This is a genomic window from Moraxella tetraodonis (genome assembly GCF_022359095.1).
Lineage (GTDB): Bacteria > Pseudomonadota > Gammaproteobacteria > Pseudomonadales > Moraxellaceae > Faucicola > Faucicola tetraodonis.
Genome location: NZ_JACSYB010000001.1, coordinates 88,272 through 111,370, shown reverse-complemented (window position 1 = coordinate 111,370; position 23,099 = coordinate 88,272). Strand labels below are relative to the sequence as shown.

Annotated in this window: 19 protein-coding genes; 12 read left to right on the top strand and 7 right to left on the bottom strand. The window is 41.7% G+C overall.

Features of this window, described 5'->3' with window-relative positions; all coding sequences use genetic code 11:
• Positions 1–28: 28 nt before the first annotated feature.
• Both dnaN and dnaA read right to left on the bottom strand, forming a co-directional pair.
• Positions 29–1,204 (bottom strand): DNA polymerase III subunit beta, encoded by a 1,176-nt coding sequence (dnaN, locus tag H9W84_RS00490; protein ID WP_065253946.1) that lies wholly within the window; start codon positions 1,202–1,204, stop codon positions 29–31.
• Positions 1,205–1,307: 103 nt separating this feature from the next.
• The gene (gene dnaA, locus H9W84_RS00485; RefSeq protein ID WP_239741225.1) at positions 1,308–2,648 is read right to left on the bottom strand and encodes a chromosomal replication initiator protein DnaA; all 1,341 of its coding nucleotides are present in this window, start codon (positions 2,646–2,648) and stop codon (positions 1,308–1,310) included.
• Positions 2,649–3,150: 502 nt separating this feature from the next.
• Here dnaA and rpmH point away from each other — a divergent pair.
• The 8 genes from rpmH (at position 3,151) to H9W84_RS00445 (ending at position 10,507) form a co-directional block, all read left to right on the top strand.
• Positions 3,151–3,285 carry a 50S ribosomal protein L34 gene (rpmH, locus tag H9W84_RS00480; protein WP_050326012.1) on the top strand — a complete coding sequence of 45 codons (135 nt, stop codon included), beginning with the start codon at positions 3,151–3,153 and terminating at the stop codon, positions 3,283–3,285.
• A gap of 224 nt (positions 3,286–3,509) precedes the next feature.
• Positions 3,510–3,947: a ribonuclease P protein component gene (rnpA, locus tag H9W84_RS00475; RefSeq protein ID WP_239741223.1), complete on the top strand. Its 438-nt coding sequence runs from the start codon at positions 3,510–3,512 to the stop codon at positions 3,945–3,947.
• A gap of 63 nt (positions 3,948–4,010) precedes the next feature.
• The gene (gene yidD, locus H9W84_RS00470) at positions 4,011–4,310 is read left to right on the top strand and encodes a membrane protein insertion efficiency factor YidD (protein WP_219299868.1); all 300 of its coding nucleotides are present in this window, start codon (positions 4,011–4,013) and stop codon (positions 4,308–4,310) included.
• A 181-nt stretch (positions 4,311–4,491) separates the two neighbouring features.
• Positions 4,492–6,183: a membrane protein insertase YidC gene (gene yidC / locus H9W84_RS00465; RefSeq protein ID WP_219299866.1), complete on the top strand. Its 1,692-nt coding sequence runs from the start codon at positions 4,492–4,494 to the stop codon at positions 6,181–6,183.
• A gap of 152 nt (positions 6,184–6,335) precedes the next feature.
• On the top strand, positions 6,336–7,727 hold the full coding sequence (gene mnmE / locus H9W84_RS00460; protein WP_239741221.1) for a tRNA uridine-5-carboxymethylaminomethyl(34) synthesis GTPase MnmE: 1,392 nt from the start codon (positions 6,336–6,338) through the stop codon (positions 7,725–7,727).
• A gap of 32 nt (positions 7,728–7,759) precedes the next feature.
• Positions 7,760–8,284 carry a transcriptional regulator NrdR gene (gene nrdR, locus H9W84_RS00455; RefSeq protein WP_007116619.1) on the top strand — a complete coding sequence of 175 codons (525 nt, stop codon included), beginning with the start codon at positions 7,760–7,762 and terminating at the stop codon, positions 8,282–8,284.
• Positions 8,285–8,292: 8 nt separating this feature from the next.
• On the top strand, positions 8,293–9,372 hold the full coding sequence (gene ribD / locus H9W84_RS00450) for a bifunctional diaminohydroxyphosphoribosylaminopyrimidine deaminase/5-amino-6-(5-phosphoribosylamino)uracil reductase RibD (protein ID WP_239741220.1): 1,080 nt from the start codon (positions 8,293–8,295) through the stop codon (positions 9,370–9,372).
• A gap of 466 nt (positions 9,373–9,838) precedes the next feature.
• Positions 9,839–10,507 (top strand): riboflavin synthase, encoded by a 669-nt coding sequence (locus H9W84_RS00445; RefSeq protein ID WP_239741218.1) that lies wholly within the window; start codon positions 9,839–9,841, stop codon positions 10,505–10,507.
• Between the two features lie 123 nt (positions 10,508–10,630).
• Here the strand turns inward: H9W84_RS00445 and H9W84_RS12170 are convergent, their stop codons facing one another.
• Positions 10,631–13,453: a response regulator gene (locus tag H9W84_RS12170; protein WP_239741217.1), complete on the bottom strand. Its 2,823-nt coding sequence runs from the start codon at positions 13,451–13,453 to the stop codon at positions 10,631–10,633.
• A 136-nt stretch (positions 13,454–13,589) separates the two neighbouring features.
• On the opposite strand from H9W84_RS12170, the gene fmt reads away from it, so the two are divergent.
• The 3 genes from fmt (at position 13,590) to thrC (ending at position 17,458) form a co-directional block, all read left to right on the top strand.
• Positions 13,590–14,606 (top strand): methionyl-tRNA formyltransferase, encoded by a 1,017-nt coding sequence (gene fmt / locus H9W84_RS00435; protein ID WP_239741215.1) that lies wholly within the window; start codon positions 13,590–13,592, stop codon positions 14,604–14,606.
• A gap of 15 nt (positions 14,607–14,621) precedes the next feature.
• Complete coding sequence (gene rsmB, locus H9W84_RS00430; RefSeq protein WP_239741213.1) at positions 14,622–15,974, top strand: 16S rRNA (cytosine(967)-C(5))-methyltransferase RsmB; 1,353 nt, start codon at positions 14,622–14,624, stop codon at positions 15,972–15,974.
• Between the two features lie 68 nt (positions 15,975–16,042).
• A complete protein-coding gene (gene thrC, locus H9W84_RS00425; RefSeq protein ID WP_239741211.1) occupies positions 16,043–17,458 on the top strand; it encodes a threonine synthase in 1,416 nt (471 codons plus the stop codon).
• 65 nt (positions 17,459–17,523) lie between these two features.
• On the opposite strand, the gene H9W84_RS00420 is transcribed toward thrC, so the two are convergent.
• From H9W84_RS00420 to mpl, 4 genes are all read right to left on the bottom strand, one after another.
• Positions 17,524–18,270 (bottom strand): enoyl-CoA hydratase-related protein, encoded by a 747-nt coding sequence (locus H9W84_RS00420; RefSeq protein WP_239741210.1) that lies wholly within the window; start codon positions 18,268–18,270, stop codon positions 17,524–17,526.
• Positions 18,271–18,550: 280 nt separating this feature from the next.
• The gene (locus H9W84_RS00415; RefSeq protein WP_036601338.1) at positions 18,551–18,808 is read right to left on the bottom strand and encodes a GlsB/YeaQ/YmgE family stress response membrane protein; all 258 of its coding nucleotides are present in this window, start codon (positions 18,806–18,808) and stop codon (positions 18,551–18,553) included.
• Between the two features lie 259 nt (positions 18,809–19,067).
• Positions 19,068–19,910 carry a ParA family protein gene (locus tag H9W84_RS00410; RefSeq protein WP_239741208.1) on the bottom strand — a complete coding sequence of 281 codons (843 nt, stop codon included), beginning with the start codon at positions 19,908–19,910 and terminating at the stop codon, positions 19,068–19,070.
• An 84-nt stretch (positions 19,911–19,994) separates the two neighbouring features.
• Entirely contained in the window at positions 19,995–21,428 is a 1,434-nt protein-coding gene (mpl, locus tag H9W84_RS00405; protein WP_239741206.1) for a UDP-N-acetylmuramate:L-alanyl-gamma-D-glutamyl-meso-diaminopimelate ligase, read from the bottom strand.
• 282 nt (positions 21,429–21,710) lie between these two features.
• Here mpl and gdhA point away from each other — a divergent pair, with 282 nt between their 5' ends.
• Positions 21,711–23,045 carry an NADP-specific glutamate dehydrogenase gene (gene gdhA / locus H9W84_RS00400; protein ID WP_239741204.1) on the top strand — a complete coding sequence of 445 codons (1,335 nt, stop codon included), beginning with the start codon at positions 21,711–21,713 and terminating at the stop codon, positions 23,043–23,045.
• The last annotated feature ends 54 nt before the right edge of the window (positions 23,046–23,099 follow it).

Below are 23,099 nucleotides of genomic sequence, written 5' to 3'. Positions count from 1 at the left end.
ACTAAATTGAAAAAAATTTGCCCGCTGACTAAATACGCATTGGCATAACTACAAACTCGTGTTTGCTATCGTTGACTTGCTGTACCAATACCGAAGCATTGGCTTGGCTCATATGAAAGTCAATTTCCCCTTGCAATACATTAAGTACATCTAGCAAATAAGCCACATTGAATGATATTTCTAATGGCTCACCTTGATACTTAACCTCAAGCTGCTCACTCGCTTCATCTTGCTCAGCATTGCTAGCACGCACCATCAAATTGTTATCACCTGAAAAATCAAAAATCACGCCACGCGATTTCTCATTACTCAAAATAGCCACGCGGCGAAGCACATTCGCCAGCTGCTCTTGGCTGATACGGGCAAGTTTGTTGGTTGACGACGGCATGACGCGGCGATAATCGGGAAACTTACCATCAATTAAGCGTGCGGTAAAAGCCACCATGATGGCATTTTTTAGCTGACCTGTGCTATCGACTTCCCCAAAGGGTAGTAAGACTTGTAAAAATTCACGGCCAACATTGAGGGTGATTTTATTGTCTTGATTCGGTAGCATGCGTTTAAGCTCTGCTAACAAACGTTGTAATTCAAGTACAGCTTTTCTTGGTAAAATTGCATCAAGTGCCACGCTCTCATCACACGCTATCACAGTACGTGCCAATGCCAAACGGTGACCATCGGTCGATACTGTCGCCAATTGCCGCTCTTTAACCTCAAACAGCATACCGGTGAGATAGTAACGCACGTCTTGCACTGCCATCGCAAAATGCGTTTTATCGAGCAAATCGACTAGGTCTTCACGGCCCAATTGGATAGGCGTGACTTGCTCGGGCTCACCCAATAGGGGAAAGTCTTGGGCAGGCAAAGTGCTGAGTTTAAAACGACTACTACCGCAGACAATTAAACACTGATTGTCGTTAGCGACAGTGATAGAGACCGGTAAACCGTCGGGCAATAATTTTACGATATCTTTGAATTTGTTGGCAGGAACGGTGATTTCACCTGGTTGTTTGCACGCCGATGCTGGCAAATTAAGGGTGGCTTGTAATTCAAGCTCCAAATCTGACGCTACCATCACCAATTGAGAGTCGGTTAACGCCAATTTCATATTCCCCAAAATCACCATGTTATGGCGTTTGTCAGCGGCTTTTGAAATTAAATTAATCGCTTGTAGTAACAAATCGCGAGAGATTACTAATTGCATGGCACCGCCTCAAATCAAAATGAATGGTTTAACAAATGGAAAAATTACAATCTATTATACGGGGTAATTAACTAAAAATCTTTTTAATCGAGTTAACAAAATACTAGGTCTGTAACATTAATTTTAATGAGCGATAATCCTTATCAAACATCAGATCGCTGACACAAAGTTCTTGAACTTTCTCACAGGCGTGCATCACCGTGGTATGGTCGCGACCGCCAAATGATTGACCAATTTCTGTAAAGCTGTTGTTGGTTAGTTCACGTGCTAAACTCATAGCCACTTGCCGCGGACGAGCGATATGACGTAAACGCTTTTTACCCATTAAGTCTTTGACTGAGATATCATAAAACTCAGCAACAACTTTACGAATATTATCCATACTGACCGCTTGTACACGCATGGCAATCAAATCTTTTAACGCCATTTGTACCAGTTCTAAATGGATAGGCTGATTGAGCAGACGGGAAATGGCTAAAACTTTGTTGAGCGCGCCTTCCAATTCTCGCACATTGGCGATGATATGCTGAGCGATAAAAATAGCGCACTCTTTTGGCAAAATCACCTCTTGCGCCTTGGATTTTTTTTGCAAAATTTGAATACGGGTTTCTAGCTCTGGCGGCTCTAACGCCACGGCCACCCCCCAAGCTAGACGTGACTTTAAACGCTCGTCAAAATCAGTCAGTGCACTCGGGTGTTTATCGGATGCCAAAATCACCTGTTTATTTTTGCTCATAAAGTCATTGAGCAATAGCAAAAACTGCTCGCTACTTTTTTGTTTGCCCGCAATCACATGAATATCATCAATAATCAACAAATCGGCTTTTTTAATTTTATCTTTGAACTCATCGATTTTTTGTGTTCTTAATGAATGCACCAGCTGGTTGACAAACTTATCGGAAGTAAAGTAATAAAAACTTTTGCCTTGCTTTAAAATCTCATGGGCAATTGCTTGCATCAAATGGGTTTTTCCCAAACCTGTCGCACCATAAATAAACAGCGGATTATTTTTAGATTGACCCAAGTTGTTAGCAGTCTCTCGGCAAATACTATAAGCAATTTGATTGGATTTTGCGGTTACGAATTGGTCAAACGTAAAATGCGGATCGATATACTGAAAGGAGCGTTGCTGCTCAGTTTTTACCAGTGTCACTTTTTGCTCACCAAACTCTTGTTTACTAACGGCGTCGGTGATTGCGTTACCCTTATCAATTTGAATTTGCACCTGAATCGGTAAGGTGGGCTCAAGCTGTTGTAAAATCGTTTGAATTTGACTTAAATGATTTTTTTCAACATAACTGGCAAAGTACTGGTTAGGTACATTGACAACCATCGTGTTATTATGCATCGAGGCGGATAATGGGCGAATCCACATGCTAAAAATATTATCAGGTACTTGATATTTTAATTCGTCAACGCACTTAAGCCATAATGCATCAGCCATAACTTTGCTTTCCTAATCCAAGCATCTTCAAAATTGGTGTAATGTATCATAAAACAGCGATTTTACAAATAAAATTATTGTGGATAACAATGTGGATATAATTGTTGATAAGTAAAAACAGGAAATTACTAACAAGCTATCAACGGTTTATATACATACTTATCAACATGGCAAATATTTGTTTTTTTAGGATTTTTAGTTAAATATCCACAGAAATAGACCTGCTTAATAATAATAAATAATACTTATTAAATATATAATAATAAAATAATTTTTTGTGGATAACTTTTTATTGAATGGTATTTGTTATACAAAAATGTTATTTTAAATAAACAAAATAATTGATTGTGTCTGTGATTTAAAGAAAGAAATTAACCAATAGTCTTAGTTATCCTTGACCTATTGGTTAAAATTAAGGATAATACTAGATTAACTGTTTTGAAATTTTGTATTTTAACCGCTATCGGTTAAATATCACGTAAATTTAGCCAAGGTGAATCGCATGAAACGCACTTTCCAACCAAGCGTAATCAAACGTAAACGTACTCACGGTTTCCGTGCTCGTATGGCTACTAAGAATGGCCGTCAAGTTTTAGCTCGTCGTCGCGCTAAAGGCCGTCATCGTTTAACGGTGTAATGTCTATTTCTTAACTTGATTTAATGATAATGTTGACATTAAAACAGGTTATAGTAAAAAGCGATATACTTCTTATATCGCTTTTTTTATTGTTATACCCGAAGTCCGTTCGTAACCTACGCTTAGCGTACTCCTCTACTCTATTATTTCAGCCTATTTTTACCCTATCCATCAAATCTTGATAGCTTTTAATGGTGCTTTGGTATTGATTTGGACTTATCCTCATGACTGCAGACAAACCTTTTAAATTTGATAAATCACAGCGGCTGCTAACGCCCAAAGATTTTAAAGCGATGTCGGGTCGTCATACCAAAACTGGTGAAGATCAGTCACAGCATGTTGTCGTTTTTAAAATTCATCAACCTAATCTGTTGTTATTCATCAAAGTGGTTTTAGCTGATAGCCAAAGACAAGCTGCAGTAAATCGGTTGGGTCTTGCGATTACTAAAAAGAAAGTCAAACGTGCCCATGAACGAAATCGTATTAAGCGATTAACGCGAGAGTATTTTCGGTTGCATCAGCACCAGCTAAATGCCCAAGTTGATATTTTATTAACTATCAAGCAGTTTTCCGATGATATGCAAAATCAAGCAATTGTCCAGCAATTAGCGATGGGCTTTAACTTAATCAATGATAAGATTGGAAAGTTGAAGCGGAATTAATTTTAGCGGCAGTTCGTAATATCTTTACTCAAATGAAGGTGATAAAAAATCTGGGTTTAATCCATGGATAAATTATTAGCAAAATTTTTGCTGTTTATGATTATATTTTATCAGCGTTTGATTAGTCCATGGTTGGCACCTCGTTGCCGCTTTTATCCAACGTGTTCTAGTTATGGTTTAGAGGCGATAAGATTACATGGCGGGTATCGAGGGGGATTATTAACAGCCAAGCGTATCGCACGTTGTCATCCTTGGGGTGGGCATGGCATTGATTTTGTCCCTAAGCCATTATATCGCTACCGTTATCATTATATTGACACATTGCCGTCTTACTTTTTGGTATATGCTTATCACTATCATTAATTTATTGGGTTGATGAAATTATAAAAACTTGTTGCGAGTCTTAAATAGCGTAATTGAGTCAACTATTTATGGAATATCTTTTTTAACTTTTTTTTAGTAGAATGTCTTCTATTTTTTAATTGTTTTTCCTTTATTAGCAACTAGTGATTTCAAGCAATATCATTAGATAGGATAGCTATATATGCAAAAAATTTTACGGACATTGATTATTATCGCAATGTTGATTACGGGTTATTTGCTGATTCTGGCATGGCGGGATGATTATACCAATGTAAATAAACCCGTGGCGATAACCCCAACAACCACAGCGGTCAGTAGCAATGATGTGCCAGTGGCGGGGACTTCAAGTACGCCAACGGGCGATGTTCCAACCGCAACAGCAACCACGTCAACCCCAGCTGCTACTACCCAGCAAACGGGCGCACAGCTCATTAGCGTGATGACGGATAAATACGATATTCGTATTAATCCAGTCGGTGGCGATGTGGTGTACGCCGCGCTTCGAGAGCAGACTCAAACATTAGATAGCAACCAGCCATTTGTACTCCTTGAAGAAGATAGTAATCGCGTATATGTGGCTCAGTCAGGGTTGATTGGCGCCAATGGTATTGATAATAGCAATGGTCGTGCGACTTTTACCGCACCTAGTAACCAATTTGTCATGCAGCCCAATCAAGCCGAATTGGTCGTTCCTTTAACTTATCAAAAAGATGGTGTAACTATCATCAAATCGTATAAGTTTACCAAAGGTCAATATCCTATCAACGTTAGCTATAACATCACCAATAACGGCACGCAGCCTTGGCAAGGACAAATGTATGCGCAGTTAAAACGTGATAATAGTGAAGACCCGGGTAAAGGTGACAAAGGCGCAATTAGCCTATCGACTTACCTAGGGGGCGCATGGGGTACACCAGATCAGCCTTATAACAAACTCAAGTTTGGTAATTTCAATGAGGGTTTAAAAGCCAGCAGTGATAAAGGCTGGATTGGCATGGTACAGCACTATTTTGTCACCGCTTGGATGCCAAAGGATTACACAGCAAATTTTTATAGCCGTGAAGCTGGCAAAGATCACATCATCGGGTTTACCAGTAACCCTGTGTCAGTTGCTCCCAACAAACAAGTGACATTAACGTCTGCCTTGTATGCCGGTCCAAAAATTCAAACCAACTTAAAACCTTTGGCAGAGGGGTTAGATAAAACTGTTGATTACGGTATTTTATGGCCGATTTCAAAAGTGCTATTTTGGATTTTGGATAATGTACATAAAGTCTTGGGCAACTGGGGTTGGTCAATTATTGTACTTACTTTATTGGTTAAAATCGCGTTAATGCCAATTGCCAATAAAAGCTATCACTCGATGGCAAAAATGCGCGCAGTTGCCCCAAGGTTGCAAGCCTTAAAAGAAGAATATGGTGATGACCGTATGCGTATGTCACAAGAGATGATGCGCATCTACAAAGAAGAAAAAGTCAACCCAATGGCAGGTTGTTTACCTGTATTACTGCAAATGCCGATTTTCTTGGCGTTGTATTGGGTACTGGTGGAATCAGTACAATTACGCCATGCCCCTTGGATTGGTTGGATTCGCGACTTATCATCTATGGATCCATTGTTTATCTTGCCACTGATTATGGGCGCGGCGATGTTTTTCCAGCAGATGCTAAACCCGCAGCCGCAAGATCCTATGCAGGCTCGTGTGATGAAATTTATGCCGATTATTTTCACCGTGTTTATGCTATTCTTCCCAGCGGGTCTAGTGCTTTATTGGACAGTCAACAACTTGTTTAGTATGGCGCAGCAATACTTTATCAATAAAAAAGTTGAGCGTGAGCAAGCAGCAAAAGAGGCAGCACGCAACGTAGTCTAAATTCATCAATCAGTAAGTTAACCGCCCTTTAAACAGTTGTTTAAAGGGTTTTTTATTGGCAAAAAATAATCATGTTGTAATCAGTGAACGGATGTTAAAATATCAGCATTAAGTCAATGCTGACTACCCAAAATGTTAGATTGTAAAAAATTATGTTAAATAACTCTCAAACAGCGCTTACTTCAACCATTGCCGCCATTGCAACGCCAATGGGTCGTGGCGGGGTTGGCGTGATACGCCTATCAGGTCCAAACAGTTACCAAATTGCCTTGGCGTTAACCGGTCGTCAAGCTTTCAAACCGCGATTTGCCCATTTTTGCCGATTTTATGATAGTGATAATACGGTGATTGATGAAGGATTGGTGTTATATTTCCCTGCCCCCCATTCTTTTACCGGTGAAGATGTGATTGAGTTGCAAGGTCACGGTGGCATGATTTTGCAGCAGCAGCTTTTGACCCGTGTGTTTGAATTGGGTGCAAATCAAGCGGTAGCCGGCGAGTTTTCGGCGCGGGCTTTTGATAATGATAAGCTTGATTTGGTACAAGCAGAAGCGATTGCTGATGCCATTGATGCCACCAGTGTGGCTGCCGCAAAAAGTGCCATGCGCTCATTGACCGGTGAGTTTTCACAAAAAATTAATGCGCTGCTTGAGCAGTTAATTCAGCTACGGCTGTATGTTGAAGCCGCTATTGATTTCCCAGATGAAGAAGGGGTTGATTTTTTGGCAGATGAGCATATCGCCAAGCAATTACGCCAAGTTTGTGAGCAATTAAACAATGTGTTAGCCACTGCCAAACAAGGGCAGCTGCTGCGAGATGGTGTCTCAGTTGTGATTGCCGGGCGACCCAATGCGGGAAAATCTAGCTTGCTCAATCGCTTAGCAGGGCAAGAGCGTGCCATTGTGACCGATATTGCCGGGACCACCCGCGATATTTTGCAAGAAACCATTGTGTTAAACGGTCTAACGCTAAATTTGACCGATACCGCGGGGCTGCGTCAGACTGATGATATTGTGGAACAGGCCGGTATTGAGCGAGCACGACAAGCCATTACCCAAGCTGATTTACTGCTTATGGTGTATGATGCGCACCGTGAGCATGAGCCGTTACGATTGGCGACCGAATTATTTGGTAGCCTGCCCAATGCCAATTCAATATTAATGATTGCCAACAAAATTGATTTATCCGACAATCACCAAAATTTACCCAAGCAATTTCAATCACAAGATCAGATTTACCACCCCGTCTATGTGTCTTGTAAATATGATACCGGGCTTGAGGAATTGGTCAATCAAATCTGTGATAAAGTCGGTTTTCATCCCCCTGAAAATAGCTTGATTGCACGAACCCGCCATCTTGATGCGCTGCGCCGTACCCAAATGGCGCTGCATGAAGCCGATGAGCAACTGCATTTATTTCATGCCGGTGAATTGGTGGCGGAAAGCCTACGCCAAGCACAGATTAGCCTCAACGAAATCACCGGTGAATTTACCGCCGATGATTTATTGGGCAAGATTTTTGGCAGTTTTTGTATTGGTAAATAACGTAATAGGTTTAAACTTAGCTAGGAAATCGCATGCACTGTCCATTTTGTAATGCTGAAGATACTAAAGTCATTGATTCAAGACTCGCGGCAGAAGGTGCGCAAGTACGACGTCGTCGTCAGTGTGCCGCGTGCCAAGAGCGATTTACCACCTTTGAAATTATCGAAGCGGTCATGCCTCGTATCATCAAATCCAATGGTCGTATTGAGCCCTATGATGGGCAAAAACTGCGTCGCTCAGTGCAGCTACCATTACAAAAACGTCCAATATCGACCGATAACATTGAAGCCATGATTAGCCGGATTGAAAAACAGCTCAGACAGCTCGGGGAGCGTGAGGTGCCAAGTAAAATTTTAGGTGAAATCGTCATGAAAGAGTTGAGCCAAATTGATGATGTCGCCTACGTTCGATTTGCTAGCGTGTATCGAGATTTTCAAGATATTGAAGCGTTTAAACACATGGTGTCAAACCTCACCACGGACACCAACAAACAAGAAATCAATCAACGTATCGAAGATTTGACTCACCCACACAAGCTCAAACATCTACAATCCTAAGTTTTATTATGACGGCAACTTTATCATCCGCTGAGCGCTATCAGCACCAATACTACATGTCACGCGCCATTCAGCTGGCTAAAAAAGGACGTTTCACCACCCGTCCCAATCCTAATGTCGGCTGCGTCATTGTCAAAGATAATCAAATCATTGGCGAAGGTTTTCACTATCAAGCAGGACAACCCCACGCCGAAGTGTTTGCCCTTCGCCAAGCGTATGAGCGTTATGCTAAGCATTTGCAAGGGGCAACAGCTTATGTCACGCTTGAACCTTGTAGCCATCATGGACGTACCCCGCCCTGTGCTGATGCGCTAATCCAAGCGGGTATTAGCCGTGTGGTGATTGCTGTTGTCGATCCTAATCCTAAAGTCGATGGTGGTGGTATTGCCAAACTGCAGCGAGCGGGTGTCGAAGTCATTACTGGCATTTGTGAGCAAGCGGCTTATCAATTAAATGAAGGCTTTTTTAAGGTCATGCGTGGCGGCTTGCCTTTTGTGCGCTTAAAGATAGCGACAAGTCTAGATGGACGCACCGCGATGGCAAATGGTGAGTCAAAATGGATAACCAGCGACCAATCACGCGAGGATGTACAGCGTTTACGAGCGCAAGCAGGGGCGATTATCACGGGTAGCGAAACCATCCTGCAAGACCATCCTGCGCTAAATATCCGTAGTCAGCAATTAGGGATAAATTTAGACGATATACCCCAGCCGTTACTGGTCGTGCTTGACCGTCGTCAACGCATCAAAATGACGGATGCATGGTATCAAAGTCAAATCAACAAGCGTCCTGTTTTGCTTATCCAAGATTCAACTATGAGCTTAACCCAACTACTCACCAGTCTAAAAGACAATTACCAAATCAATGATGTGTTGGTTGAAGCAGGTGCAACGGTCGCTGCTAGTTTCTTACAACAAGGTTTGGTAGATAAATTAGTCGTGTATCAAGCGCCATGCTTTTTGGGTAACAGTGCTAAGCCCATGATTAACTTTAATGCACAGCATATCCACCAGCAAATTATCGCTTCGTTAGTTTCACATGAAACAATGGGAACTGATATCAAATTAACCTATCGTTTTGATAAGTAAATCCACATAATGGGTTGGATAAATCTCGCTGAAAATAAATAGTTAAATTATTATATTTTTCGCTTTTTAAAACTTATCCACATCGTTAGCTAAATTTAATGAAAGCGTTGAAAGTAGATTTTCTTTGTGGATAAGTGTTTCACATGAAACAGTCATTAAAGCTATATTTTACTGCACTACTAGAATATAAGCGGTGTTTCACATGAAACATAGCACAAAACACCCGTAATCTATCACAATTAAGACCAGTGGATAAGTAGATAAACAAGGTCATAAGTAGTCTATGATGGTAAGTTATCCACCAAAAGCTACCTCTATCATGTTAATTTTTTGAACGCTTGATGCTCGATTTGAGTTAGAGTTGAGCAGCAATTATAATTTAATTATTCTAAATAATATTTTATATTTGTGATAGTCGTAAAAGTACATTAAAATGCATTGATATCATAAAAAACAAGGATAAACAATGTTCACAGGTATTATTGAAGCGACTGGAAAAATTGTTGCCATTACGCCGACGCAAGGTGATGTGCGCTTAAAAATTCAATCTGACTATTTAGACTTTGCTGATGTTAAATTGGGTGACTCGATAGCAAGTAATGGGATTTGTCTCACTGTTGTAGAACAAGGTAAAGACTGGTACGCTGTTGATGTTTCACGTGAAACACTCAATAAAACAGCGATGCAACAATGGCAAGTTGGCGATGTAGTAAACCTTGAAAAAGCCATGTTGCCTACTACACGATTTGGCGGGCACATTGTCACCGGTCATGTTGATACCACGGGTACGGTTAAACTGATAAAAAATGATTCGCGCTCGATTTATATAGAAATTGAGATTCCAAGCGAGTTTACCAAATATGTCGCTACCAAGGGTTCTGTAACAGTCGATGGTATTAGCCTGACCAGTAATTTGGTGGAAGGTAATGTGATTAGTTTAAATATCATCCCGCATACAGCGCAGGTCACCAACATAAGCAGACATTGGAAAGTAGCAACAAAAGTCAACATCGAGGTGGATGTGGTAGCCAGATATTTAGAAAAACTTCTTATGTCAACACCCGACAACATGTCAAATTCTAATCATGAAGGCATTACACTAAGCTTCCTACAACAAAATGGGTTTAGCAAATAGAGCGCAACTGCTTTATAATGATGGACAAAGAACCACCAACCAATTTACTTTTAAAACTCGACCCTCATAACGTTTTACTTCAAACAAAAAAAGACCAAGTTAACCTGGTCTTTTTTTATTGTCTCAGACCATGTAATGATTGATGGCTTCGATGAGTTTTTGCTTGTTGATAGGTTTGGTCAAAAAACTGTCCATCCCCGCTTCTAAACAGATATTTCTATCATCATCAGAATCGTTGGCGGTTAAGGCAACAATCGGCACACTATCTTTATTGAGGCGAATAATACGCGTCGCTTCAATACCATCTAGAATTGGCATGCGACAGTCCATCAACACAAGTCCGATTTGCTGACGATTTTCACTGAGTAACTTAACTGCTTGCTCGCCATCGGATGCTACAAGATAGCGATAACCCAAGGCTTCCAAATGCTTTTTGGCAATTTTTTGATTAACCGGGTTGTCTTCTGCTATCAATATCAATTTTTGGCTAGAAGGATGCGCATCGTTTGGGCTCTCAAGATTGGTGTGGCCCTCATCAACCACTTGAATTGGTCCATCCAATAACAGATTAGAATTATTAACGGGGGGCGTTGTGGATGCTACGTTAACGCTAGAATTAGAGGGGCGGGGGTACTGCTGCAAAAATTGCTTAAAGGCTAGTTGTACGGGCAGATGGGTATTGGTTTTTTCTTTTTTGATTTTTAACTCATATAGATGATTCACCTCAGCAATCAACAGGCTTAAAGACGCAGGTTTTTGCAAATACCCATCAAATTGTAATTGCAGCTCGGGTGGCAGAGTTTTAGGTGATTCAATACTTAAAATAATTTTAATCGCATCATTATAAAAATGAATATTATTTAATAAATGGTTGTTGGCTTTGAGTGCTGCATCATCAATCACAAAGACAGGCATCAAGCCTTGCAAATTAAGGTTATTAATCGTATTGATAACGGTTTCATCAATAGTTGTGAAGATATGGTGCGATAATTCCACATAACTTAAAACTTTATTCGCTCGCTCAAAGATAGAAAATGGCGAGATAAGAATCAGTGTTACCCTTAAATTCCTGGTTTTATGTTGGTAAACAGGTTGCAGACTAAACTTTGGAATCGGTAAAAATAGTTGGAATTCACTGCCTTGACCAAATTGACTTTCTAAATGAATAAAGCCACCCAATAAATGTGAAAAACTATTGGAAATAGCTAAACCAAGTCCTGTACCGCCAAACTGCCGACTAATGGAATCATTGGCTTGTTCAAAGTAGGAAAATAATTTTTGTTGGTCTTTTTCGCTAATACCTAAACCGGTATCTTTTACCGTTATTTTTAACCAATCTTTGCTGACAGTCGTATTTTGGCTGGTTTTAGCCGCGATTAATGGGTGACGGCTATCGGTTTTATCAACCGTGATAGCCACGTAGCCCTCTTTGGTAAATTTTACCGCATTGGTCAATAAGTTTAAAATAATTTGGCGTAATTTGCCCTCATCACAATCAATAAAACGTGGGGTAAAGGGGTCCACAAAAATATACAGACTAATTTTTTGGCGTCGGGCGTTACCAACCATCAGTCCAGTGGTTTGGCGTAGTAACTGCAAGAGATCAATAGACGTGACATTGGTTTGTAGCCTGCCTGCGTCTAATTTGGCCACATCAAGCATATCATTGAGCAGTTGAATCATAGTATAGCTAGATTGTTGTAGGGTAGCGATGGTTTCTTGTTGCTCGCTATTAAACTGTGCTTTATCTTCAGCAAGTAGATCTATCATGCCGACTAGACCACTGAGTGGAGTACGCAATTCATGCCCCACTACCGCCCACATTTTATTAAAATTGGTTAGTTTATCAGTAGTAAATTTATCCTCGACCCACGCTTTTTGCAGCTTATCGTGATAATCGGTGGTATCTTGTAAGCCGCAGCTATAACCTTGTAGTTGACCAAAACGGTTATAATACGGGGTAATGCGTAAATCAAAATACAGATTTCGCTGTAGATTGGTCACGGGTAAGGTCGCATAAGTCTGAATATTCTCGAGCGAATTTAGTAACTGCTGCGTGGTTTTATTGGCACCGGTGATAAAGTCACTGAGAATATACATCGACCCCGGTTGAAACGGGGTATAAAACACTTGTGAAAATTTATGATTAAAGTAAACAATCCGACCATTTCTGCTCATGATAAATAGCAAAATTGGTGAAGTATCAATCAAAATATTTTGTCGATAGGTTAACTCGCGAACCTTATCATAATATTGCCCCATCTTATAAGCATGACGATTAAACAGCTGAGATAAATAGCGTAATTCAGGGTGGTCACGAAACTCATGAAGCTTGGCAGGCTGATAACCTTGACTAATTTGCAATTGCAAATTTTGGGCATTATCGAGAAATTTATCCCAAACATCATAAACTTTTCGCAGCTGAATCATCATATATAAAAATAGGCAAAACCCCAATAGCAGCGGCAGCAAATAGATAGGGTTGGCAAAATTACGCCAAAGTGGCAAATATTGTACTTTAACGTATAAGCGGTAACCCTCTGCCAGATTCTGCCAAACTTCAAAGCCATGAATATCATAAAACATTTTATTGCTTTGTTTGTTAGATAGCGTCCAATTGGGTAAGGGGACAGAAAAATCGTCATGGTTGTTTTTGACAACGGTAGTAGCACCCGTTGGCTCAACGATAATCAACTGATAATTTTTAATCACCGCATGGTGATCTAAAGTGATTTGGCTCCAATCGTACTCATGATAGCTAATTTTATGATTGAGTTTATCAACCAGCTCAACGAGGCAACTTTCACCAAGCTGCTGTTGCTGATGCAACGCATAAAAACCTAGCAACCCATAACCTGCCACTATCAGTATCAGTTCGATAGCCACTAAGGTTATGATGAGTCGCCGAGCTGCTGGGCGATTGTAGAGAGAAAACTGGTTTGACACAGCGTGATATACCCAATAAAGAAAACGGTCAATGAAGGTAGAAGAAAAAAACCCATCATCACAATGCTAGATTTAAGTATTGTGCCAATTCATATTATAATAGCAGAAATTTATTGTATTTAAGACGAAATTTATCATGTCTCAAACCCCGCTTAGGGTCGTATTTGCTGGTACGCCCGAATTTGCTAAAGTCGCCTTACAAGCGCTCATCAGTCACCAAAAAGCCCTTAATATTGACGTTGTGGCAGTCTATACACAACCTGACCGCAAATCTGGTCGTGGACAAAAAATTAGCGCATCGCCCGTGAAAGCCCTTGCCTTAGCAAATAACATTGCGGTGGAACAACCCGAAAGCTTTAGCTTAAAATCAACCAATGGGAGTGTTTCACGTGAAACACTTAAACACTATCGACCCGATGTTATGGTGGTGGCGGCTTATGGATTGATTTTACCACTTGGCGTGCTACATACCCCAAAATTTGGCTGTATCAATATTCATGGCTCATTATTGCCACGCTGGCGCGGTGCAGCACCCATTCAGCGTGCGATTTTAGCAGGTGACGACACTACAGGCATTACCATTATGCAAATGGCGCAGGGACTCGATACGGGCAATATGCTGTATAAAATAGCGTGCCCAATCACTGACACAGATACCACCCAACTATTGCATGATAAATTAGCCAAATTAGGCGGTGAAGCCATTGTGACGGTGTTGTCTGATTTAGAAAATTATCAACAAAAAGCCGAAAAACAAGACGACGCTTTAGCTAATTATGCCGAGAAAATCACCACAGCAGAGGGTGAAATTAACTGGCAAAATGATGCTATCAGTATTCAACGTCAAATCCGTGCGTTAAATGCCTTTACCTATCTTGATGAAAACAAAGACCCCAATCAGCGTATCAAAATAATAGAAGCAGCCCCCATTAAACTTGATCAACAAACCCATGAACCCGCAGGTAAAATCGTCAGTGTGGGTCGTAACGCGATTTTGGTCGCCTGTGGTAAAAACGCGACCAACCACCAACATCAGGGTGCACAACATTTGATTAATATCACCCAAATGCAGTGGCCAGGGGGTAAGCCGTTAACCGCTGAGCAAATTGCCAATGGAGATAAACTCAACGATGGTGATATTTTTCACTCATAATCAATTAGGCACATCATGACCCAATTACATTCTCAGCTTAACACTCGCGCCAAAGTTGTCGCCACCCTCGAGCGTATCCAACAAGGTGAGTCCTTAGCTAGCTTGCTTGAGCCACTACTCAACCAAGTGAGCGACAAAGACAAAGGCTTTGCCCATGAATTATTGCTTGGCACGCTGCGTCAATGGTGGGCACTCGCTCGTATTGGTGAAAGCTTGATTGAGCATGAAGTCACTGACAAAGGCGTATGGGCAGCCCTCAATATCGGACTGTACCAACTGCTGTACATGGACACGCCAGATTACGCGGCAATTGGTGAAACGGTCGAAGCAGTCAAACAACTGGATAAAGGTTACGGTGCTGGACTCATCAATGCCATACTGCGAAAGGTGCAAAAAAACCCTGCCAAATTTGCCAAAAAAATTGAGAAAAATCACAGTCTACCCAATTGGCTTGCCAAACAGCTCAAACAGGATTGGGGTGAATACTATGCCGAGCTTGGACAAGCGCTTCGCCAACCTGCGCCCATATTCTTACGCGTCAATCGCAAATTTTGTAGTGTAGAGGATTATGCCGATATATTAACCCAACAAGGCATCGGTTTTGACCTAGTGTCAATTGGCATTGAGAAGGTGCAAACCATTCAACTCACTGACGCTATAAGAATCACCGATTTGCCTAAATTTGCCGAAGGATGGGTCAGTGTGCAAGACAGACATGCCCAGTTATCAGCGCATATTTTGGCAAGCCTCGCCTTGGATAAATCATTGACGGTACTAGATGCTTGTACTGCGCCTGGGGGTAAACTGGCGCATTTATTGGAGCTTGATGAGTCAAAAACGTTTCACGTGAAACATCAAAATATCGCGCATGTAATCGCTTTGGACAACGATGAAAAACGTTTACAACGGGTAAGCCAAAACCTTGAGCGTTTGCAGTTAAACCAAGAGAATGTACAATTAGTATGTGAGAATGCCACAACGTTTCAAGTAGATACCCAATTTGATGTGATAGTGCTTGACGCACCTTGTACCGCAACGGGTGTAATTCGCCGCCATCCTGATATCGCACTGCTACGCACCGAAGAAGATGTGGGGCAAACTGCCGCGTTACAAGCCAATATTTTAGCCAACTGTTGGCATAATTTAGCCGATAATGGTTATCTACTCTACATTACCTGCTCGATGTTAAAAGCAGAGAATGAAGACCAATTACAAGCGTTTTTAGCCACACACAAAGAGGCGCAAATCGTGGATTTTAGCCTTAATTTACCTAACCAAATCAAACGGGACATCGGTTATCAATGCTTGCCGCTTCATCAAAACGATGGCGATGGCTTTTATTATGCCTTACTGCAAAAACGTGGTTAAAAAATTGGCATTCATCGCAATGCTAGGTTTATGCTAAACTGCATCAAATTGATTAAATGGATGGAAAGATGAACTATATCAGCACCCGTGGCAAAACAGCCCCTATGCAATTTAGTGATGTGTTACTAATGGGACTTGCCCCAGACGGCGGCTTAATGCTACCTGAAGAATATCCACAAATTGATGAAGCAACCCTCACCCAATGGCGCACTTTAAGCTACCCTGAGCTTGCCTTTGAAATCATGCAATTATTCGCCACCGATATCCCAAAAGATGATTTAAAAACATTGATTGATAAAACTTACACCGTGCAGGCATTTGGCAATCCCGATATCACCCCTGTTCGTACACTCAAAGATGGCATCAAAATCATCGAGTTATCAAACGGCCCAACACTGGCATTTAAAGATATTGCCATGCAGTTTTTGGGCAATGCTTTTGAATATGTGTTAAAGAAAAAAAATGAGCGTCTGACCATCATCGGTGCCACATCAGGCGATACAGGCTCAGCTGCTGAATATGCGCTGCGTGGCAAAGACAATATCGAAGTGTTCATGATGTCACCCCATGGCAAAATGAGTGAATTCCAGCGCGCACAAATGTATAGCCTTGATGACAAAAATATCCATAACATCGCCATCAAAGGTATGTTCGATGACTGCCAAGACATCGTAAAAGCCCTGCAGCAAGATGCCGAATTTAAAGCCAAATACAGCCTTGGGACTGTCAACTCCATTAACTGGGGTCGTATCCTCGCGCAAATCGTCTACTATTTTAAAGGTTACTTTGCCAGCACCACCGACAACAGCCAAAAGGTGAGTTTCTGCGTGCCATCGGGTAACTTTGGTAATATCTGCGCGGGACATATTGCCCGTGAAATGGGATTACCCATCGAGCGGTTAATCGTTGCCACCAACGAAAACGACGTTCTGCACGACTTTTTTACTACTGGCAAATATAGCCCCCGTACTGCTGACAAGACTTATGTGACATCAAGTCCATCGATGGATATTTCAAAAGCGTCGAATTTTGAGCGTTTTGTGTACCTGCTCGCTGAGAAAAATGGCGAAAAAATTAATACGCTTTGGCAGGATGTCAACGCAGGTAAAGGCTTTGATATGTCGGATTTGATGGCAAATATCAATGGCAAATATGGCTTTGCATCGGGTAAATCAACGCATGCCGACCGTATCGCCACGATCAAACAAGTGTATGCCGAAGACAACCAGCTAATTGACCCGCATACCGCTGATGGGATAAAAGTGGCTCGTGAAGTACGCAAAGAGGGTGAGGTCATTGTCTGCGCCGAAACCGCATTGCCAGCCAAATTTGCCGAGACCATCACCGAAGCTGTTGGTCAACTTGACATTCCCCGTCCCAAACATACCGATAATATCGAAAGCTTGGCACAGTATGTGACTGTGCTTGATAACGATGCAAATTTGGTGCGGGCGCAAATTGAACAGTTTGTGGTAGCCAAATAATAGCTATCTAATAAATTGACTCAAATAAAAGCCTTTTAATTTGCTAGTTAAAAGGCTTTTTTGCTTTACTGTTTATGGACAAATTTGCGCAGTATCGCTTTGACTTCATCCGTCTGTAGACGGTTACTAAAGTGAATGTTTTCTTGTTGGATACGCGCTAGGATTTCCGTGGCATTACGCATCAAGTCTTTGGTTTGTCTTACCGATGGCACCGATTTTTTGGCGAGTATTTCTGCTTTTTGGCGCGCCGTGCTTAGTACTTCATCGCTACTAGCAAAAGCTTGGTTGGCTAAGCCCAATTCAACTGCCTGTTTGCCTGTGATTTTTTCACCCATCACAAACACCTCAAAGGCACGCTGATAACCAATTCTATGCGTTAGCAAAAGCGTCGAACCTGCTTCTGGCACCAAAGATAAATCCACAAAGGGGGCTAATAATTTAGCGTTTTCTACGATATACACCAAATCACAATGAAGTAGCAGCGTCAAGCCAATGCCAATGCCTGAGCCTGTCACCGCTGCCACGATGGGTTTAGGATAATCGCCCAAAAACTGCACGAAATCTAACGCATTAAGCTCAGCATCATCATTTTCTGCTTTGGTTAAAAAATCGACAAGATCATTACCTGCGGTAAAAAAATCACCGGTTGACGTAAACAAAATCACTCGAATATTATCGTCACTTTTTGCCTGTTCCATCGCGGTTTGTACGGATTGGTACATGGCATTGGTTAGGGCATTTTTTTTATCGGCACGATTAAATTGGATTTCTAAAACGCCATTTTGCGTGTGAAAATTGACAAGTTGTTCCATGAAAGTGTTTACCTTAGTATCTCATCAGTGTCTAATAGGGGTCTAGTAGATATCTAGTGCTAAAAACCAAGTCAACAATATAGCATTATTCTAAGCTGAGATTCTAAAATTAGTAAGACAATGACGGCAAAAAAAATGAAACTGAAAAAATTTAAAGCCAAAATGCCAAGTGTTAGCTACCATACGTTCAGAAAATTTTAGCCAATAAAAAAGGCATTTAAATTAAATGCCTTTTATAAATTGATTTTCTAAATTGATTGCTTAATTAACTCATACAACATTAACCAATACGGCGTTTACCAGTGGCTAGTTCATAAACGAATAGCACAATAATGGCACCAATTACTGAGAAAATTAGACCAGTAAAGCCACCATTGGCATTCATGCCTAGCATACCTGCTAAGAAACCGCCCACTAATGCACCAATGATGCCCAGTACAATGGTAAGAATCCAACCCATTGCGTCGGCACCTGGCTTAATAGCACGTGCGATAACACCAACGATAAGACCCATGATAATCATATAAATAAAGCTCATTTTAACACTCCTAATTTTTTAACTTGTCTAATTTTTAACTTATTTTGTTGCCTAATCGATTGGCAGGCGTTACAGGGCTAAATTATTATATTTATGGTTTTAACTAATAACTGCCTCTCTGATGACTGTCATTTTATAGCCAAGCTATCAGCAGTTAAAATGTTGGTTTGTTAATTATGTAAGTTCTCTTTGAAGTATTAAGAGGATTTTTTATTTAATGTAATGCTATGTCAGTAGACACGATTAAATGTAAGTTCCGTTATCTGGATTCGATTTCTTGATACAGCGCAGCATATTGTTGGGTGAGTTTATGTTTAGCGTCCAAATAAATCAGCGGTAAGCTTTGATGGTGGGATTGTTTCATGATAATTGAAGGGCTAAGTTTGGTATCATACACAGGATAGCCTTCATTGACCAACGTTTGTACCACTTCTTTGGGTAAATTGGCACGTGGGTCAAACTGATTGACGATAATGCCTTCAATTAACAAGTCACTATTATGGTCTTGGCGCGTCTCTAAGATGTTTTGCACCAAGGTTTGCAGCGCGCGTTTAGAGAAAATATCACAATCAAACGGGACGATGACACGATCAGCCGCGATCAATGCCGACAAAGTAAAAAAGTTAAACGCCGGTGGTGTATCAATGTACACCCGATCAAACTGCTGACTTAAAAGGTTTAAGCCGTCTTTTAATTTATAAATTTTATGTTTGCTTTCAAGGGGCTGCAAAATATCGGCAAGCATCGGGCTGGCTGGAATCAGTGATAAATTATCAAATCGGGTAGTGTGAATACAGTGCTCCAACCCCTGATTGCGACTACCCGTCATACCGCCAAATGGAAATGCAAACATCATCGGCATGGGGCTAGACGTCGCTTGCAGGGTTTGCGAAAAGAAATTTTCAATATTGGGCTCTGTGATATGCGCGGGATGAATATCTGTGGCAGCATCGCCGATGATATATTGGGTAGCGTTGCACTGTGGATCAAGGTCAATGAGTAAGGTACGCAAACCTTGATGGGCACTCATCGCGGCAAGATTGACAGCAATGCTGGATTTACCAACACCGCCTTTTTGATTAAAAATGACTCGGGTAAGCATTGTGTAACCTAATATTTGTACAAGTAATCATGAGTATGCTAAAAAATCACGACTTTTGCTAGCAAATTTACAAGGTTAAAACAGTTAGGCTTGCTGCAGTGCCTTCACCAGTCGACCATGAATACCTTCAAAGCCGCCATTTGACATCACAATCACCGCATCGTCATCGCCAATGTGCGCTGCAATATGCTCAATAATCGCATCGGTCGATGTCATTACTTGTTGGTTGGCAGCATTGCCAATCGCATCGGCGACTGACCAATCTAGATTGGCAGGTTGATACCAAATGACTTGGTCGGCGATACTCGCTGACGGCGCAAGCAAACCTTGGTGGGTACCGAGTTTCATGGTGTTTGAACGCGGTTCAATCACTGCCCAGATTTTACGCTTTGGGTTATCCGCAAAACGTTTTTTGGCACCATCAAGCGTGGTTTCAATGGCGGTTGGGTGGTGGGCAAAGTCGTCATAAACTTCTATCTGTTTGCCGTTGTCATCAATTGTGCCGACCAGCTCCATACGGCGTTTGATACCCGCAAAATTGGATAAGGCTTCACAGGCTTGTGCAACCGATACGCCAACATTGTAGGCTGCCGCAATTGCCACTAAACCATTATTGACGCTATGTAGCCCGCTCATCTGCCAATTGACTTGTCCTTTGTGACCATCAAACATGACTTCATATTGGCTTCCGTCTTGTTTCACTAGCTTGGCTCGCCAATCGGCGTGGGAATTAGTGCCAGCAATCGCTGTCCGCCAAATCGGTGTCCAACAGCCTTTTTTAAGGGTTTCCTCCAAGCTTTCGGTATCTGCTGGCATGATGATTTTGCCATGTGACGGTATCATGCGTACCATGTGATGAAACTGGGTTTGGATGGCGGCAAGGTTGGGGAAAATATCGGCGTGGTCGTATTCAAGGTTGTTTAAAATTGCGGTGGTTGGGCGATAGTGGACAAACTTAGAGCGTTTATCAAAAAAAGCACTGTCATATTCATCCGCTTCGATGACAAAGTAACCTTCATGATCCGCAGTTTTATCACTCCCCAAATAACTACTGTGGGCAAACGCTTTTTTTAGGCGTTCATCTTGGGTATTAACAAGTGGCACACCACCAATCAAAAAGCCGGCATCAATGCCTGCATAGTGTAAAATCCACGCTAGCATCGTGGTAGTGGTGGTTTTGCCATGCGTCCCTGCGACGGCTAATACATGACGGTATTGCAATACCTGCTCTGCCAAAAACTGCGGGCCTGAGGTATAAGGAATACGCTCATTGAGCATATATTCAACCGCTTCGATGCCGCGCTTCATGGCATTGCCGACAATCACCAAGTCAGGTGCAGGTCGTAAATGACTAGCGGCGTACCCTTGCATAATCTCAACACCCGCATTTTCAAGTTGGGTGGACATTGGTGGATAGACATTGGCGTCTGAGCCTGTCACGGTATGTCCTAGGTCACGCGCAAGCAGCGCCAACGAACCCATGAAGGTACCACAAATACCAAGAATATGAATGTGCATAAGTTTGCCTTAGGTCAAATACGCATTAGCGGCTAACCAAAGCCGCTAAACCTTGCTAAAAATTAACAATTTTAAAGGACAAATCATGCTTTGTCAGCTATTAAATCCAGTTGCAAGTTAACTTGCTCACAAACACCCATGTCTAGTTTTTGGCAACGCATCATGCCAAAGGGGTACAGAAAAATAGTTTTACAAATTACTATGACAGTGCTAAGTTACTATAAATTCACCAAAATAGTGTTTTTGCACTATTTTTATGAAGTTAAAGAATTGAGGAGTGGTATGAAAAGCAGTGAGTTATTAAGCATTTTAAAGCAGTGTCATAGTAATGAGCCAGAGTTTATCCAAGCGGTCGAAGAATTCTGGGAAGATATCGCAGCGGTTTATGACCAATCCACTGTTTATCAACACCTTAATCTATTTGACCGCTTAACCAACCCTGACCGTGTTATTCAATTTCGTATCAACTGGGAAGATGACCAAGGCAATGTTCAAGTCAACCGCGGTTGGCGTGTGCAATTTAACAATGCATTAGGGCCTTACAAAGGCGGTATCCGTTTTCATCCCAGTGTGAATCTTTCGGTACTAAAATTTTTAGGGTTTGAACAAATCTTTAAAAACGCATTGACCGGTCTGCCCATGGGTGGGGGTAAAGGCGGTTCAGACTTTGACCCAAAAGGTAAATCAGACGCCGAAATCCGTCGATTTTGCTATGCCTTTATGCGCGAATTAGCGCCTTATATTGGTGCAGATATAGACGTACCTGCGGGTGATATCGGTGTCGGTGGCCGTGAAATTAATTATATGTTCGCCATGTATAAGACGCTTAATCGTGAGTTTACCGGGGTATTAACCGGTAAGACGGTGGGACAAGGTGGTAGCTTGATTCGTACCGAGGCAACGGGGTTTGGTCTTGTGTATTTTTTACAAAACATGCTAGAAGCCCATCATGACGATTTGATGGCTAAGACTGTCTTGGTCTCAGGTGCGGGCAATGTATCGCTACATGCGGCACAAAAATGTATTGAGCTTGGCGCACAGGTACTGACATTATCAGACTCAAAAGGTACCTTATATCTCAAGCATGGCTTTACCTTAGAGCAAATTGAAGCGCTCAAAACTTATAAAGCGCAAGACAAACGTTTAAAAGACTTCGTCGGCACCAGTGATGACGCAGAATGGATCGACGGTAGCCGTCCATGGCATATCAAAGCCGATATTGCCCTACCTTGCGCCACCCAAAACGAAATCAACGGGCAAGATGCGCAAAATCTGGTCAATCATGGCGTTAAATACGTGGCAGAAGGTGCCAACATGCCCAGTGATGCCGATGCCATCGCCATCTTCCAAAGTAATGGCGTCATCTATGCGCCGGGAAAAGCCTCGAATGCCGGTGGGGTCGCGGTGTCAGGTCTTGAGATGTCGCAAAACTCGGTACGTCAATACGCAACCTTTGCGGTGCTTGATGAGCAATTAAAAACCATCATGAAAAATATCCATGACGATTGTTTTAACCATGGTAAACAAGCGGATGGGCGCATTGATTATAAAAAAGGCGCCAACCTAGCAGGTTTTAACAAGATTGCTAAGGCCATGGTGAATTACGGCATTTTATAATGTTAAAAAACCCCTCATTAACTTTAATAAATAAAAAGCGCCGTCATTGTGATG

Coding starts and splice junctions, on each gene's coding strand:
- dnaN (WP_065253946.1), bottom strand. CDS start 1,204: ATGCAATTAGTAATCTCTCGCGATTTGTTACTACAAGCGATTAATTTA.
- dnaA (WP_239741225.1), bottom strand. CDS start 2,648: ATGGCTGATGCATTATGGCTTAAGTGCGTTGACGAATTAAAATATCAA.
- rpmH (WP_050326012.1), top strand. CDS start 3,151: ATGAAACGCACTTTCCAACCAAGCGTAATCAAACGTAAACGTACTCAC.
- rnpA (WP_239741223.1), top strand. CDS start 3,510: ATGACTGCAGACAAACCTTTTAAATTTGATAAATCACAGCGGCTGCTA.
- yidD (WP_219299868.1), top strand. CDS start 4,011: ATGGATAAATTATTAGCAAAATTTTTGCTGTTTATGATTATATTTTAT.
- yidC (WP_219299866.1), top strand. CDS start 4,492: ATGCAAAAAATTTTACGGACATTGATTATTATCGCAATGTTGATTACG.
- mnmE (WP_239741221.1), top strand. CDS start 6,336: ATGTTAAATAACTCTCAAACAGCGCTTACTTCAACCATTGCCGCCATT.
- nrdR (WP_007116619.1), top strand. CDS start 7,760: ATGCACTGTCCATTTTGTAATGCTGAAGATACTAAAGTCATTGATTCA.
- ribD (WP_239741220.1), top strand. CDS start 8,293: ATGACGGCAACTTTATCATCCGCTGAGCGCTATCAGCACCAATACTAC.
- H9W84_RS00445 (WP_239741218.1), top strand. CDS start 9,839: ATGTTCACAGGTATTATTGAAGCGACTGGAAAAATTGTTGCCATTACG.
- fmt (WP_239741215.1), top strand. CDS start 13,590: ATGTCTCAAACCCCGCTTAGGGTCGTATTTGCTGGTACGCCCGAATTT.
- rsmB (WP_239741213.1), top strand. CDS start 14,622: ATGACCCAATTACATTCTCAGCTTAACACTCGCGCCAAAGTTGTCGCC.
- thrC (WP_239741211.1), top strand. CDS start 16,043: ATGAACTATATCAGCACCCGTGGCAAAACAGCCCCTATGCAATTTAGT.
- H9W84_RS00420 (WP_239741210.1), bottom strand. CDS start 18,270: ATGGAACAACTTGTCAATTTTCACACGCAAAATGGCGTTTTAGAAATC.
- H9W84_RS00415 (WP_036601338.1), bottom strand. CDS start 18,808: ATGAGCTTTATTTATATGATTATCATGGGTCTTATCGTTGGTGTTATC.
- H9W84_RS00410 (WP_239741208.1), bottom strand. CDS start 19,910: ATGCTTACCCGAGTCATTTTTAATCAAAAAGGCGGTGTTGGTAAATCC.
- mpl (WP_239741206.1), bottom strand. CDS start 21,428: ATGCACATTCATATTCTTGGTATTTGTGGTACCTTCATGGGTTCGTTG.
- gdhA (WP_239741204.1), top strand. CDS start 21,711: ATGAAAAGCAGTGAGTTATTAAGCATTTTAAAGCAGTGTCATAGTAAT.